Source organism: Puerhibacterium puerhi (genome assembly GCF_009846865.1).
GTDB lineage: Bacteria > Actinomycetota > Actinomycetes > Actinomycetales > Cellulomonadaceae > Puerhibacterium > Puerhibacterium puerhi.
This window is the reverse complement of sequence record NZ_WUWN01000020.1, coordinates 14,552-29,109: the sequence shown is the minus strand read 5'-3', so window position 1 is coordinate 29,109 and position 14,558 is coordinate 14,552. Positions and strand designations below refer to the sequence as shown.

Annotated in this window: 13 protein-coding genes; 12 read left to right on the top strand and 1 reads right to left on the bottom strand. The window is 74.5% G+C overall.

The window, feature by feature from the left end; all coding sequences use genetic code 11:
• Positions 1 to 76 precede the first annotated feature (76 nt).
• The 7 genes from GSF02_RS11830 (at position 77) to GSF02_RS11800 (ending at position 8,924) form a co-directional block, all read left to right on the top strand.
• Positions 77 to 1,411: an MFS transporter gene (locus GSF02_RS11830; protein ID WP_201308894.1), complete on the top strand. Its 1,335-nt coding sequence runs from the start codon at positions 77 to 79 to the stop codon at positions 1,409 to 1,411.
• Complete coding sequence (locus GSF02_RS11825; protein WP_159796449.1) at positions 1,408 to 1,839, top strand: L-rhamnose mutarotase; 432 nt, start codon at positions 1,408 to 1,410, stop codon at positions 1,837 to 1,839. The genes GSF02_RS11830 and GSF02_RS11825 overlap by 4 nt, the downstream gene beginning before the upstream one ends.
• Complete coding sequence (rhaI, locus tag GSF02_RS11820) at positions 1,839 to 3,002, top strand: L-rhamnose isomerase (protein ID WP_159796446.1); 1,164 nt, start codon at positions 1,839 to 1,841, stop codon at positions 3,000 to 3,002. Before GSF02_RS11825 ends, rhaI begins: the two co-directional genes overlap by 1 nt.
• A 69-nt stretch (positions 3,003 to 3,071) precedes the next feature.
• Positions 3,072 to 5,138: a bifunctional aldolase/short-chain dehydrogenase gene (locus tag GSF02_RS11815; protein ID WP_159796443.1), complete on the top strand. Its 2,067-nt coding sequence runs from the start codon at positions 3,072 to 3,074 to the stop codon at positions 5,136 to 5,138.
• Entirely contained in the window at positions 5,135 to 6,595 is a 1,461-nt protein-coding gene (locus tag GSF02_RS11810) for a rhamnulokinase (protein WP_159796440.1), read from the top strand. Before GSF02_RS11815 ends, GSF02_RS11810 begins: the two co-directional genes overlap by 4 nt.
• An 8-nt stretch (positions 6,596 to 6,603) precedes the next feature.
• The gene (locus GSF02_RS11805; RefSeq protein ID WP_159796437.1) at positions 6,604 to 7,839 is read left to right on the top strand and encodes an alpha-hydroxy acid oxidase; all 1,236 of its coding nucleotides are present in this window, start codon (positions 6,604 to 6,606) and stop codon (positions 7,837 to 7,839) included.
• 119 nt (positions 7,840 to 7,958) lie between these two features.
• On the top strand, positions 7,959 to 8,924 hold the full coding sequence (locus GSF02_RS11800) for a phosphotransferase (RefSeq protein ID WP_159796434.1): 966 nt from the start codon (positions 7,959 to 7,961) through the stop codon (positions 8,922 to 8,924).
• A 3-nt stretch (positions 8,925 to 8,927) separates the two neighbouring features.
• Here GSF02_RS11800 and GSF02_RS11795 read toward each other — a convergent pair whose 3' ends face one another.
• Positions 8,928 to 9,716: a uracil-DNA glycosylase gene (locus GSF02_RS11795; RefSeq protein WP_328799024.1), complete on the bottom strand. Its 789-nt coding sequence runs from the start codon at positions 9,714 to 9,716 to the stop codon at positions 8,928 to 8,930.
• 83 nt (positions 9,717 to 9,799) lie between these two features.
• Here GSF02_RS11795 and GSF02_RS11790 point away from each other — a divergent pair, with 83 nt between their 5' ends.
• The 5 genes from GSF02_RS11790 (at position 9,800) to GSF02_RS11770 (ending at position 14,550) form a co-directional block, all read left to right on the top strand.
• Positions 9,800 to 10,039, top strand: a complete 240-nt coding sequence (locus tag GSF02_RS11790) for a hypothetical protein (protein ID WP_159796431.1) — start codon at positions 9,800 to 9,802, stop codon at positions 10,037 to 10,039.
• A gap of 215 nt (positions 10,040 to 10,254) precedes the next feature.
• Positions 10,255 to 12,258 carry a threonine--tRNA ligase gene (gene thrS, locus GSF02_RS11785; protein ID WP_408003890.1) on the top strand — a complete coding sequence of 668 codons (2,004 nt, stop codon included), beginning with the start codon at positions 10,255 to 10,257 and terminating at the stop codon, positions 12,256 to 12,258.
• Positions 12,258 to 12,908 carry an HIT family protein gene (locus GSF02_RS11780; RefSeq protein WP_159796428.1) on the top strand — a complete coding sequence of 217 codons (651 nt, stop codon included), beginning with the start codon at positions 12,258 to 12,260 and terminating at the stop codon, positions 12,906 to 12,908. The genes thrS and GSF02_RS11780 overlap by 1 nt, the downstream gene beginning before the upstream one ends.
• Positions 12,908 to 13,567 (top strand): phosphatidylinositol phosphate synthase, encoded by a 660-nt coding sequence (pgsA, locus tag GSF02_RS11775; RefSeq protein ID WP_159796425.1) that lies wholly within the window; start codon positions 12,908 to 12,910, stop codon positions 13,565 to 13,567. Before GSF02_RS11780 ends, pgsA begins: the two co-directional genes overlap by 1 nt.
• Positions 13,568 to 13,572: 5 nt before the next feature.
• Positions 13,573 to 14,550: a phosphatidylinositol mannoside acyltransferase gene (locus GSF02_RS11770; RefSeq protein ID WP_408003892.1), complete on the top strand. Its 978-nt coding sequence runs from the start codon at positions 13,573 to 13,575 to the stop codon at positions 14,548 to 14,550.
• Positions 14,551 to 14,558 lie beyond the last annotated feature (8 nt).

Below are 14,558 nucleotides of genomic sequence, written 5' to 3'. Positions count from 1 at the left end.
TTGAATCGATTCACGGACGAATCGGGCCGAACCTGGCCGCGACGTCGACGAAGACGGAGGGACCGACGCAGTGCGCATGGGAGCGAGCAGGACCACCGGGTGGAAGGCCACCGTGGCGGTGGCCATGTCCAACTACATCGAGGCCGGCGCGATCATCGCGATCGCCACGAGCCTGACGGCGTGGCAGGCGCAGCTCGGGTTCGACGACACGGTCGCGGGGCTCGTGGCGGCGCTCAGCGCCAACGCGTTCGGCGCGGCGATCGGTGCCGCGATCGGCGGGCCGCTGTGCGACCACCTGGGACGCAAGTTCATCTACACCTACGACCTGATCGTCTTCCTCGTCGGGGCCGTGGTCGTCACGCTGGCGGGCAACGTCGGCATGCTGCTCGCGGGCGTGGTGCTCATGGGTGTCGCCGTGGGTGCGGGCGTGCCGGCGTCGTGGACCTACATCGCCGAGGAGGCGCCCGCGCACGAGCGGGCCAAGCACGTCGGCACCGCGCAGCTCGCCTGGTCGGTCGGCCCGATGGTCGGCTTCGGGCTGGCCGTGCTGGTGGAGCCGCTCGGGCTGCTCGGCAACCGCCTGATCTTCCTGCACCTGGGCGTCGTGGCCGCGATCACCTGGTGGGTGCGCCGGGGCCTGGCGGAGTCGCGGCTGTGGACCGAGAGCAAGGCCGAGGCGGCGGCCGCCGGGCGGCGCCGCGGGTTCTTCTCCGGGGTCGTGGACCTGCTGCGCGAGCGGCGCAACCTCGTGCCGCTGCTCTTCCTGCTCGGCGTCTACGCCGTGTGGAACACCGTGGCGGGCCAGGCCGGCATCTTCCAGCCGCGCGTCTACGAGGCCACGGGGCTGACCGACCCGACGTCGCAGAACCTCCTGCAGGTGCTGCTGTGGGGCTGCACCGTGGCGGCCACCTGGTTCGGCTTCATGCGCTACGCCGACCGCGTCGACCGCCGCTGGCTGTACCTCGCCGGCGCCGCCCTCGGCGTCGTCGCCTGGGCCGTGCTGATCTACGCCCCGCCCGGCGCGGTCTCCCTCTACGTCTTCGCCGTCGGCTGGGGCGTGTCCTCGGGCATCGGCGCCCAGGCGTTCTACGGGCTGTGGACCGCGGAGCTGTTCGCCACGCGGTACCGGGCCAGCGCCCAGGGCGTGCTGTTCATGCTCGCCCGCGTCATGGTCGGCCTGCTCAGCAGCGTGTTCCCGGTGCTGCTCACCTCGATCGGGCTGCACTCGCTGGGCTACCTGATCCTGGGCCTGCTCGTGGTGGCGCTGCTCGTCGGGACGATCTGGGCGCCCCGCACCCAGGGCCGCTCCCTCGAGGAGATCGAGGCGGAGCGCTACGGCACGCCGGCCGGCGGTGCCGCGCCGGCCCGGCCCGCGCAGGCGGCCGCGGCGCGCTCGGGGGCGGTGCGATGAGCCGCGTGCTGTTCACCTTCCGCGTGCGCCCCGAGCTGCTGGACGAGTACGCGGCCGCCCACGCCGCCGTGTGGCCCGAGATGCTGCAGGCGCTGCACGAGACCGGCTGGCACAACTACTCGATCTTCACCGCCCCCGACGGCACCGTGGTCGGCTACGTTGAGTGTGACGACATCGACGCGGCGCGCGCCGGCATGGCGCAGCGCGACGTCAACGCCCGCTGGCAGGCGGCCATGTCGCGGTTCTTCGACGGCGCGGGACCGGACGACCAGATGACCACGCTCACCGAGGTCTTCCACCTCGAGACCCAGCTCGCCGCCGCGGCGGCGGGCGGGCCGGCACGCGAGCGCGCCGACGGCGCGGCGGTGCCGGCGCCCCCGACGCAGGGCGCCGAGGGCGCCGCGGACCCCCAGCAAGGAGACATCTGATGACCTTCGACGACATCGTCCCCGTGCTCGATCGCCTCGCGATCGAGGTGCCCTCCTGGGCGTACGGCAACTCCGGCACCCGCTTCAAGGTGTTCGCGACCGCCGGCACGCCGCGCACGCCGCAGGAGAAGATCGCCGACGCGGCGACCGTGCACCGGCTCACCGGCCTGGCCCCCACCGTCGCCCTGCACATCCCGTGGGACCGGGTCGACGACTACGCCGCCCTGCGGGCGTACGCGCAGGACCAGGGCGTGGACCTGGGCACGATCAACTCCAACACGTTCCAGGACGACGCGTACAAGCTCGGCTCGCTGACGCACACCGACGCCGCCGTGCGCCGCAAGGCGATCGACCACCACCTCGAGTGCATCGAGATCATGGGGCAGACCGGCTCGCGCGACCTGAAGATCTGGCTCGCCGACGGCTCGAACTACCCGGGCCAGGCGGACATCCGCACGCGCCAGGACCTGCTGCACTCCTCGCTGGCCGAGATCTACGCCCAGCTGGCCGACGACCAGCGGCTGGTGCTGGAGTACAAGTTCTTCGAGCCGGCGTTCTACCACACGGACGTGCCGGACTGGGGCACCAGCTACGCCCACGTGACCGCGCTGGGGGAGCGGGCGTTCGTCTGCCTGGACACCGGGCACCACGCCCCGGGCACCAACATCGAGTTCATCGTGGCGCAGCTGCTGCGCCTGGGGCGGCTCGGGTCGTTCGACTTCAACTCCCGCTTCTACGCCGACGACGACCTCATCGTCGGCGCCGCGGACCCGTACCAGCTGTTCCGGATCATCGTCGAGGTGGTGCGCGGCGGCGGGCTGGAGCCGGGCAGCGGCGTGCAGCTGATGCTCGACCAGTGCCACAACGTCGAGGACAAGATCCCCGGCCAGATCCGCTCGGTGCTCAACGTCCAGGAGGCCGTGGCCAAGGCGCTGCTGCTGGACCGCGAGGCGCTGGCCAAGGCGCAGCAGGAGGGCGACGTGCTGGGCGCCAACGCGATCTTCATGGACGCGTTCTGGACCGACGTGCGTGCCGACCTGGCCGCCTACCGGGCCTCGCGCGGCCTGCCCGAGGACCCGGTGCGCGCCTACGCCGAGTCCGGCTACCAGCAGCGCATCGCCGCCGAGCGGGTCGGCGGCACCCAGGCCTCCTGGGGCGCCTGAGCGTCCGCACCGACCCGCACCGACCCGCACCGACCCGCACCGACCCGCACCGAACCACGGAGTGATCCCATGACCCACCCGGCCGTCCCCCCTGTCGTGGATGAGCTGATCGCCCGCTCGAACCGCCTGGGCGCCGACCCGCGCAACACCAACTACGCCGGGGGCAACACCTCGGCCAAGGGCACCGCCACCGACCCGGTGACGGGCGAGCCCGTCGAGCTGCTGTGGGTCAAGGGCTCGGGCGGCGACCTCGGCACGCTCACCGCGCGCGGCCTGGCCGTGCTGCGCCTCGACCGGCTGCGCGCGCTCGTCGACGTCTACCCCGGCGTCGAGCGCGAGGACGAGATGGTCGCCGCGTTCGACTACTGCCTGCACGGCAAGGGCGGTGCGGCCCCGAGCATCGACACCGCGATGCACGGCCTGGTCGACGCGGCGCACGTGGACCACCTGCACCCGGACGCCGGCATCGCGATCGCCACCGCCGCCGACGGCGAGGACCTCACCGCCAAGATCTTCGGGGGCAAGGTCGTGTGGGTGCCCTGGCGCCGCCCCGGCTTCCAGCTCGGCCTCGACATCGCCGCCATCAAGGCCGCCCACCCGGAGGCGGTCGGCACGATCCTGGGCGGGCACGGCATCACGGCCTGGGGCGAGACCTCCGAGGAGGCCGAGCGCAACAGCCGCTGGATCATCGAGACCGCCGCGGCGTACATCGAGGCGAACGGGCGGCCCGAGCCGTTCGGCGCGCCCCTGGCCGGCTACGGGCCGCTGCCCGCGGCCGAGCGCCGCGCCAAGGCCGCAGCGCTCGCGCCGCACCTGCGCGCGATCGCCTCGCACGACGCGCCGCAGGTGGGCCACTACACCGACGCGGACGTGGTGCTCGACTTCCTGGCCCACGCCAAGCACCCGGCGCTCGCGGCCCTGGGCACGAGCTGCCCCGACCACTTCCTGCGCACCAAGGTCAAGCCGCTGGTCGTCGACCTGCCGGCCACGGCGAGCGTCGAGGAGATCGTCGACCGCCTGCCGGCGCTGCACGAGGCCTACCGCGCCGACTACACCGCCTACTACGAGCGCGGCGCCGCGGCGGCCCGTGCCCGCGGCGAGGAGCCCCCGGCCATGCGCGGCGCGGACCCGGCGATCGTCCTGGTGCCGGGCGTCGGGATGTTCTCCTACGGCGCGGACAAGCAGACCGCGCGCGTGGCGGGGGAGTTCTACGTCAACGCGATCAACGTGATGCGCGGCGCCGAGGCGCTGAGCACCTACGCGCCCATCGACGAGGCGGAGAAGTTCCGCATCGAGTACTGGGCGCTGGAGGAGGCCAAGCTGCGCCGTCGCCCGAAGCCCAAGCCGCTGGCCACCCGCATCGCGTTCGTCACCGGAGCCGCCTCGGGCATCGGCAAGGCCATCGCCACGCGGCTGGCGGCCGAGGGCGCCTGCGTCGTCGTCGCGGACCTGGACGCCGCGAAGGCTCAGGCCGTCGCCGCGGAGCTGGGCTCCGCCGACGTCGCCGTCGGGGTGGCGGCGGACGTCGCCGACGAGGCGGCGGTGCAGGCGGCGCTGCGCGAGGCGGTGCTGGCCTTCGGCGGCGTCGACATCGTGGTGAACAACGCCGGGCTGTCGCTGTCGAAGTCGCTGTTCGAGACCACGGAGGCCGACTGGGACCTGCAGCACGACGTCATGGCCAAGGGCTCCTTCCTGGTCGCCAAGAACGCCGCGCGCATCCTGGTGGACCAGGGCCTCGGGGGCGACATCGTCTACATCTCGTCGAAGAACTCGGTGTTCGCCGGGCCGAACAACATCGCCTACTCGGCGACCAAGGCCGACCAGGCGCACCAGGTGCGGCTGCTGGCCGCCGAGCTCGGCGAGCACGGCATCAAGGTCAACGGCATCAACCCCGACGGCGTGGTGCGTGGCTCGGGCATCTTCGCGTCCGGCTGGGGCGCCAACCGGGCCAAGACCTACGGCATCCCCGAGGAGAAGCTCGGCGAGTTCTACGCCCAGCGCACGCTGCTCAAGCGCGAGGTGCTGCCCGAGCACGTCGCGAACGCGGTGTTCGCGCTGTGCACGCCCGACTTCTCGCACACCACCGGGCTGCACGTGCCGGTCGACGCCGGCGTCGCGGCGGCGTTCCTGCGATGACCGCGAGCACGACTGGCGCGAGGGTGCCGAGGTCGCGGCGGGCGGGCACGCTCGCGGCCGTCGACCTCGGCGCCACCAGCGGCCGGGTGATCCTCGGCCGCGTCGGCGGCGGCGAGCTGGAGCTGCGGCACGTGGCCCGGTTCGGCAACGACCCGGTGCGCACCCGCGACGGCCTGCACTGGAACCTGCTCGAGCTGTACCGGCAGGTGCTCGAGGGTCTGGCGGCGGCCGAGCGGGAGGCGCCCGGGGAGATCGCCGGCGTCGGCATCGACTCGTGGGCGGTCGACTACGGGCTGCTGCGCGAGGGGCGCCTGCTCGGCGTGCCGTACCACTACCGCGACGCGCGGTCCGCGGCCGGTGTCGAGGCCGTCCACGCCCGCGTCGACGCCGCCGCGCTGTACCGGCGCAACGGGCTGCAGCACCTGCCGTTCAACACGGTGTTCCAGCTCGCCGCCGAGGGCCCGGTGCTCGACCTGGCCGACCGGCTGCTGCTCGTCCCGGACCTGCTGGCGTACTGGCTGACCGGCGCGCAGGTGGCCGAGCGCACCAACGCCTCGACCACCGGGCTGCTCGACCCGCGCACGGGGGAGTGGGACACCGGGCTGGCGGAACTGGTCGGGATCCCGGCGGGCATCCTGCCGCCGCTCGTGGACCCCGGCACGGCGCTCGGTGCGCTCACGACGGACGTCGCCGCGCAGGTGGGCCGCCCGCTCGAGGTCACCGCCGTCGGCTCGCACGACACGGCCTCGGCCGTCGTCGCCGTGCCGGCGGCCGACCGGGACGTCGCGTACGTCTCGTGCGGCACCTGGGGCCTGGTGGGCCTCGAGCTCGACGCGCCGGTGCTGACCGACGAGGCCCGCCAGGCCGGCTTCACCAACGAGGGCGGCGTCGACGGGCGCACGCGGTTCCTGCACAACGTGATGGGCCTGTGGCTGCTGTCGGAGTCGATCCGCACCTGGGAGCGCGGCTCGACCGCCGCCCAGCGCTCGGCCACGCTGCAGGGCCTGCTCGCCGAGGCGGCGCACGTCACGGCGCCCGTCGCCGTCTTCGACGTCGACGACCCGCGGTTCCTGCCGCCCGGGGACATCCCCGCGCGCATCGCCGACTGGTGCCGCGAGCACGACCAGCCGGTGCCGGCCACGCCGGGCGAGCACGTGCGCAGCATCGTCGAGAGCCTGGCGCAGGCCTTCGCCGACGCCGTGCACACGGCCGCCAAGCTGGCCGGGCGGACCGTCGCGACGATCCACGTCGTCGGCGGCGGCGCGCAGAACGCGCTGCTGTGCCAGGCGACGGCGGACCGCGCCGGGCTGCCCGTCGTGGCGGGCCCCGTCGAGGCCACCGCCATCGGCAACCTCCTGGTCCAGGCGCGCGCCCGCGGCCTGGTCGACGGCGACCTGGAGGACCTGCGCGCCCTGGTCGCCGCCACCTTCACCCCCACCCGATACCGCCCCCGTTAGGACATCCCGTGGTTCAACGTCAGGTTCCCAAGCCCGCCGAGGTCTTCGAGCTGATGCGCTTCAAGAAGCCGCAGCTGGACCTGCGCAAGCGGCGCCTCGAGGCGGCCCTCACCATCGAGGACCTCCGCGCGATCGCCAAGCGCCGCACGCCCCGCGCGGCGTTCGACTACACCGAGGGCGCCGCGGAGGGGGAGATCTCGCTCGCGCGCGCCCGCCAGGCGTTCCGCGACGTGGAGTTCCACCCGTCGATCCTCAAGGACGTCTCGACCGTGGACACCGGCACCACGGTGTTCGGGGGGCCGTCGGCGCTGCCGTTCGGCATCGCGCCGACCGGGTTCACCCGGCTGATGCAGACCGAGGGCGAGATCGCCGGCGCCTCCGCGGCGGGCGCCGCGGGCATCCCGTTCACCCTCTCCACGCTCGGGACCACCTCGATCGAGGACGTGCAGGCGGCCAACCCGCGCGGGCGCAACTGGTTCCAGCTGTACGTGATGAAGAACCGCGAGGTCTCCTACGCGCTGACCGAGCGGGCGGCCAAGGCCGGGTTCGACACGCTGTTCTTCACCGTGGACACCCCGGTCGCCGGGGCGCGGCTGCGCGACCGGCGCAACGGCTTCTCCATCCCGCCGCAGCTGACGGCCCGCACCGTGCTGGACGCCATCCCGCGCCCGTGGTGGTGGTACGACTTCCTGACCACTCCCAAGCTGGAGTTCGCCTCCCTGACCTCGACCGGCGGCACGGTGGGCGACCTGCTCGACTCGGCGATGGACCCGTCGATCAGCTTCGCCGACCTCGACGTGATCCGCGGGATGTGGCCGGGCAAGCTGGTGGTCAAGGGCGTGCAGACGGTCGCGGACGCGCGCAGGCTCGCCGACCTCGGGGTGGACGGCGTCGTGCTGTCCAACCACGGCGGGCGCCAGCTCGACCGCGCGCCCGTGCCGTTCCACCTGCTGCCCAAGGTGGTGCGCGAGGTCGGGACCGACCTGGAGGTGGCCGTCGACACCGGCATCATGAACGGCGCCGACATCGTGGCCTCGATCGCGCTGGGCGCCCGCTTCACCCTCGTGGGCCGCGCCTACCTGTACGGCCTCATGGCCGGCGGCCGGGCCGGCGTCGACCGGATGATCCAGATCCTCACCGAGCAGATCGTGCGCACCATGAAGCTGCTCGAGGTCGCCTCGCTCGAGGAGCTCACCCCGGCGCACGTGACCCAGCTGCGCCGCCTCGTCCCGGCCCGGGGCTGAGCGGGGCTGCGCGGCACCGTGCCCGGTCCGGGCACGATCCGGGTCCGTGGCCGGGCGGGGGCGCCGCCCGGCCACGGAATGACGTTGCCCGGGCCCGGGCGGTGTGAGAGCGTCCCGGCATGCCGACGCCCCAGCCCGCCCGCCGCCGCCCCGTGTGGCCGCAGCTGCCGGCGCCCGTGCGCGCCGCGGTGGAGGACCGGCTCGGCGCCCGCGTGACGGGCTGGGCCAGCCGGGACGGCGGGTACTCGCCGGGGATGGCCTCGGTGCTCGAGACCACGCGAGGGCGCGTCTTCGTCAAGGCGACCGGCCCGGGCAACGACGTGGCCCGGGCCCTGTACCGGGAGGAGGCGCGCCGCGCCGCCGTGCTGCCGCCGACCGTGCCGGCACCGCGCGTCCGCTGGTCGCTGGAGGTGGGCACCGGCGACGGCGGCCCCGGCTGGGTGGTCGTCGCGGCCGACGCCGTCGCCGGCCGTCCGCCGCGCACGCCGTGGCACCCGGACGAGCTGGACGCCGTCGTCGACCTCGCGCGGCGGGTCGCCGCGCACGAGGTCCCCGCCGGCGTGCTGCCGGAGGCCGCCGACGAGCTGCCGAGCGGGCGGTGGGCCGTGCTGGCCGACGACCGGCCACAGGGGCTCGACACCTACGACCCCTGGGTGGCGAAGAACCTCGACCGGCTCGCCGCCCTGGCGGCGCCGGTGCGCGAGGCGGTGACCGGGCCCCACCTCGCCCACGGCGACCTGCGGGGCGACAACGCGCTGGTCGTGCCCCGGGCGCCGGACGCTCCGGGCGCGGTCGCCGTGGACTGGCCGTACGCCGTGCGCGCCGCGCCGTTCCTCGACCTCGTCGCGATGCTGCCCTCGGTGCGGCTGGAGGGCGGCCCCGAGCCCGAGGAGGTGCTGCGACGCCACCCGCTGCCCACCGGCGTCGAGGACGACGCCGTGACCTGCTACCTGGCCGACCTGGTGGGCTACTTCGTCCACGGCTCGCTGCAGCCCCCGCCGCCGGGCATCCCGCACGTGCGGGCGTTCCAGCGGGCGCAGGCGGAGGTGGGTGTCGCCTGGCTCCGGCGCCGGCTGGGGGAGTGACGCTCAGAGGCCGGCGAGCTCCTTGGCCCGCTCCAGGACGGCGTCCATCATCGCCGGGGTCAGCCGTCCGGTGAACGTGTTCTGCTGCGAGACGTGGAAGCAGCCGAGCAGCGTCAGCGTCGGCGGCCGCGCGCCGTCCGGCCCGCCCGGCGCCGTCGCGCGCAGCACCACCTCGGCGCCGTGCGCGAACCGCGGGCGGGGGCGGGGCACCGCCCAGCCCTGCTCCGCGAGGGTGTCGAGCGTGGCGCCCCAGCCGATCGCGCCGAGCGCCAGCACCACGCGCACGTCCCGGCCGAGCAGCTCGAGCTCGCGCGCCAGGTAGGGCCCGCAGCGGCGCCGCTCGTCCGGCGTCGGCTTGTTCGCCGGCGGCGCGCAGCGCACCGGCGCCACCAGCCGCACCCCGCGCAGGGCGAGCCCGTCCCCGGCGTGCAGCGCCACCGGCCGGTCGGCGAGCCCGGCCCGGTGCAGCGCTGCGAACAGGAAGTCGCCGCTGCGGTCGCCGGTGAACATCCGGCCGGTGCGGTTGGCGCCGTGGGCGGCGGGGGCGAGGCCGACGACGGCGACGCGCGCCCGCGCGTCGCCGAACCCCGGCACGGGACGCGCCCAGTACTCCTGGTCGCGGAACGCGGCGCGCTTGGTGACGGCCACCTCCTCGCGCCACGCCACCAGGCGCGGGCACGCGCGGCACTCGACCAGGTGACGGTCCAGCGCGGCGAGGTCGACGGCGTCGCGGGCCGCGGCGGGGTACGACGGGTCGTCGGGGGGCGGGGGCGTCGGCAGCGGCGGGGGCACCTCGACATCGTGCAGCGACGGTGGGCCCGAGGCGAGCGGGCCGGGCCGCTGCGAGGCGCCACGCCCGGCGCTAGGTTCGTGGCATGGGCATCTTCGACAAGGCACGGAAGCTCGCGACGCCGGAGAACCTCGAGCGGGCCAAGCGGCTCGTGACCGACGAGAACGTCGACAGGGCGGCGTCGGCGATCAAGGGTGTCGCGCCCGGCAAGGTCGACCGCTTCGTCGACCGCGCGGCCGAGAAGGCCAAGGACCTCAACGGCGACGAGGGCACGGGCCCCGGCGAGGGGCGCGGGGCCCCCGACCCCCGCGCGCCCCAGCGCTGAACCGACGCTGAACCGACGCCGGGCCCGACGCTGGGTCCGGCGCCGGGCCCGACTCGCGGCGCCGGGCGGGTCCGACCCTCCGGCGCAGGTCGGTACGATCGAGGGGCGCCGTCCGCCGGACGGCGCCCCTCGACGTGTCCCCGCAGGTCTGCGGGGCGCGACCCTGAGCCGGGCGGCCTTCGTCTGCCGGCCGGACCGACCTGAAGGAGCAGCACGTGCCCGACGTCGCCTCGTCGATCCCCTCAGCCCCCAGCGAGCCCCAGGGCGCGGTGACGGTGGCGACGCCGACGACTGGCGCCGAGCTGTTCGCCGACCGCAAGGACGTCGTCGTCGTGCGCGTCGACGGCGTGCTCACCGACCTCGACCAGCCGCTGGCCGAGGGGGCCGTCGTCGAGCCCGTGACCCTCTCGGAGCCCGACGGCCTCGCCGTGCTGCGCCACAGCGCCGCGCACGTGCTCGCCCAGGCCGTGCAGCAGGTCAACCCCGACGCCAAGCTCGGCATCGGCCCGCCGGTCACCGACGGCTTCTACTACGACTTCGACGTCGCCACGCCGTTCACCCCCGAGGACCTCAAGGCCCTCGACAAGGCGATGGCGCGCATCATCAAGGAGGGCCAGACCTTCCGGCGGCGGGTCGTGACCGAGGAGGAGGCCCGCGCCGAGCTCGCCGACGAGCCGTACAAGCTCGAGCTCATCGGCCTCAAGGGCTCCGCGGGCGACGCCGCCGAGGGCGCGGACGTCGAGGTCGGCGGCGGCGTGCTGACGATCTACGACAACGTCCGCGGCGCCGGGCGCGAGAGCGAGACGGTGGTCTGGAAGGACCTGTGCCGCGGCCCGCACCTGCCCAACACCCGCCTCATCGGCAACGGCGTGCAGCTCATGCGCAGCGCCGCCGCCTACTGGCGCGGCAGCGAGAAGAACCCGCAGCTGCAGCGCATCTACGGCACCGCGTGGCCCAGCAAGGACGACCTCAAGGCCTACCTGGAGCGGCTCGCCGAGGCCGAGCGCCGCGACCACCGCCGCCTGGGCGCCGAGATGGACCTCTTCTCGTTCTCGGACGAGGTCGGCTCCGGCCTGCCGCTGTTCCACCCCAAGGGCGGCGTCATCAAGCGCGTGATGGAGGACTACGTCCGCCAGCGGCACATCGAGGAGGGCTTCTCCTACGTCGGCACGCCGCACGTCACCAAGGACGGGCTGTTCCACACCTCGGGCCACCTGCCGTACTACGCGGACACGATGTTCCCCGAGATGGACCTCGAGGGCTCGAAGTACCGCCTCAAGGCCATGAACTGCCCGATGCACAACCTGATCTTCGCCTCGCGCGGCCGCTCCTACCGCGAGCTGCCGCTGCGGCTGTTCGAGTTCGGGTCGGTGTACCGCTACGAGAAGTCCGGCGTGGTGCAGGGCCTGACCCGCGTGCGCGGCCTGACCCAGGACGACTCGCACTCCTACGTCACCCCCGAGCAGGCGCCGGGCGAGGTGCGCCACCTGCTGGACTTCATGCTCAGCGTGCTCAAGGACTTCGGCCTGACCGACTTCTACCTCGAGCTGTCGACCCGCGACGACTCGAAGCCCGACAAGTTCGTCGGCTCGGACGAGGACTGGGCCTCGGCGACCGCGGTGCTGGAGCGGGTGGCGCGCGAGACCGGGCTGGACCTGGTGCCCGACCCGGGCGGCGCGGCGTTCTACGGGCCGAAGATCTCGGTCCAGGCCAAGGACGCCATCGGCCGCACCTGGCAGATGGGCACGGTGCAGTACGACTTCAACCAGCCCGCCCGGTTCGGCCTGGAGTACACCGCGCCCGACGGCACCAAGCAGCAGCCGGTGATGATCCACTCGGCCAAGTTCGGCTCCATCGAGCGGTTCATGGGCGTGCTCATCGAGCACTACGCCGGCGCGTTCCCTGCCTGGCTGGCGCCCGTGCAGGTGCTCGCCGTGCCGGTGGCCGAGGCGTTCGACGACTACCTCAAGGACGTCGTCGCGCGGCTCAAGGCGCAGGGCATCCGGGCGGAGATCGACCTGTCGGACGACCGGTTCGGCAAGAAGATCCGCAACGCCGCCAAGGAGAAGGTGCCGTTCGTGCTCATCGCGGGCGGCGAGGACGCCGAGGCGGGCGCGGTCTCCTTCCGCTACCGGGACGGGCGGCAGGAGAACGGCGTGCCGGTCGCCGAGGCGGTCGAGCGCATCGTCGCCGCGGTCCGCGACCGGGTGCAGGTGTGATGGGGCAGCCGGTCGAGGACGCCTCGGGCTTCGGCCCCCGGGAGGACGACCTGCAGCGGCTGTGGACGCCGCACCGCATGGTCTACATCGGCGGCGAGGACAAGCCGGCGGACGCCACGGCGTCGGCGTGCCCGTTCTGCCGCATCGCCGCGGGCGACGACGAGCAGGGCCTCGTCGTCGCCCGCGGGGCGACCTGCTTCGCCCTGCTCAACCTCTACCCGTACAACGGCGGGCACCTCATGGTGCTGCCGTACCGGCACGTGCCCGGCTACGTCGACCTCACGGCCGACGAGACGGTGGAGCTCGCCCGCATGACGCAGACCGCGATCCGGGTGCTGACGGCGGTCTACGCGCCCGCCGGCTTCAACCTGGGCATGAACCAGGGCGAGGTCGCCGGCGCCGGGATCGCGGCGCACCTGCACCAGCACGTGGTGCCGCGCTGGCTGGGGGACGCGAACTTCCTGCCGATCGTCGGGCGGACCAAGGCGCTGCCCGAGCTGCTCGCCGACACCCGCGCCCGCCTCGCCGCGGCGTGGCCGGCGGTCGTGGCGTCTGCCGAGCAGGTGCCGGGCGCGCAGGTGCCGGGCGCGCAGGTGCCGGGCGCGCAGGTGCCGGGCGCGCAGCAGCCGACGCCGGGGGAGACCGCCTGATGTTCTCCGGCCTGCGCGCGACGATGCAGCGCGTCTTCTCCCCCCTCGCGGCCGCCCTGATGCGGATGGGCGTCTCGCCCGACGCGGTGACGATCGCCGGCACCGTGGTGGTCACGGCGCTGGCGCTGGGCCTGCTGCCCACCGGCCACCTGTTCCTCGGCGCCCTGCTCATCGGCGTCTTCGCGCTGTTCGACTCGCTCGACGGCGTCCTGGCGCGGATGACGGGCCGGTCCGGACCGTGGGGCGCGTTCCTCGACTCCACGCTCGACCGCGTGTCGGACGGCGCCGTGTTCGCCGGCATCACCCTGTGGTTCGTGCTGCACCCGGACGAGCCCTACGCCACGTGGGGCGCGGGCGCGGCGCTGGCCTGCCTCGTGCTCGGCGGCGTGGTGCCCTACGCCCGGGCCCGCGCCGAGAGCGTCGGCGCCGACGCCCACGTCGGCATCGCCGAGCGCACCGACCGCCTGGTGATCGCGCTGGTGCCAACGGGGCTGGTCCAGCTCGGCCTGCCGGTCCTCGTGCTCGTCGTGGTGCTCGGCCTGCTCGCGGTGGCGAGCCTCGTGACGGTTGTCCAGCGCGTCAGCGCGGTGCACCGCCAGCTGCGCTCGCGCGAGGCGGGCGTGGCCGGCGAGGGCGGCGTCGCGGGCGGGGCGGCGTGATGGGCCTGCGCGTCGACGTCGCGAAGGCGTACACGTTCGCGTGGCGGCACGCGCCGCGGATCCCGGAGCCGGTGCTGCGTGCGGCCTTCACCGCCGTCGCGGACCTCACCTGGCTGCGGCGCACCGAGGGCGTGCGCCGGATGGAGGCGAACTACGCGCGCGTGCGGCCGGAGCTCGACCCCGCCGCGGTGCGCCGCCTGGCCCGCGCGGGCATGCGCTCCTACATGCGGTACTTCCGCGAGGCGTTCACGCTCCAGGGCGCCACGCCCGAGCAGATCCGGGCGCGGGTGCGGCTGGCCGACGGCCACCACGTGGTCGAGCACGTGGCGAGCGGCAGGGGCCTGTCCCTCGCGCTGGGGCACCTGGGCAACTGGGACCTCGCCGGCGCGTGGGCCACCCCGAACCTCGCCCCGGTGCTCACGGTCGCCGAGAGGCTCAAGCCCGAGGCGCTCTTCGAGGAGTTCGTCGGCTTCCGCCGGTCCATCGGCATCGACGTGCTCGGGCTCGGCGACCCCGACGTCTTCCGGCGGCTCGTGCGCGGCGCGCGCGGCGGCAACCGGGTCGTGCCGCTCCTGGCCGACCGCGACCTGGCGGCGTCGGGCGTCGAGGTCGACCTCGCCGGCCACCGCGCCCGGGTCGCGGCCGGGCCCGCGGCACTCGCCCTGGCCGCGAACGTCCCCCTCGTCACCGCCGCGATCACGTACGAGCGCCTCACCGGGGCCCGCCGCCGCGCGGCCGGCACCCCGTGGGGGATCGTCGTGTGGTTCTCGCCGTTCGTCGAGGTCCCGCCGGGCGACCCCGACCTGCCCGCGCCCGAGCGTCGCCGCCGCCAGGTGGCGGCCATGACGCAGGGCTGGGTGGACCACCTGGCCGCGGCGCTGCGTGAGCACACCGAGGACTGGCACATGCTGCAGCGCGTCTTCGTCGAGGACCTCGACCCGGAGCGGTACGCCAAGACGCGGGCGGAGGCGGGGGAGCTGTGACGGCGCCC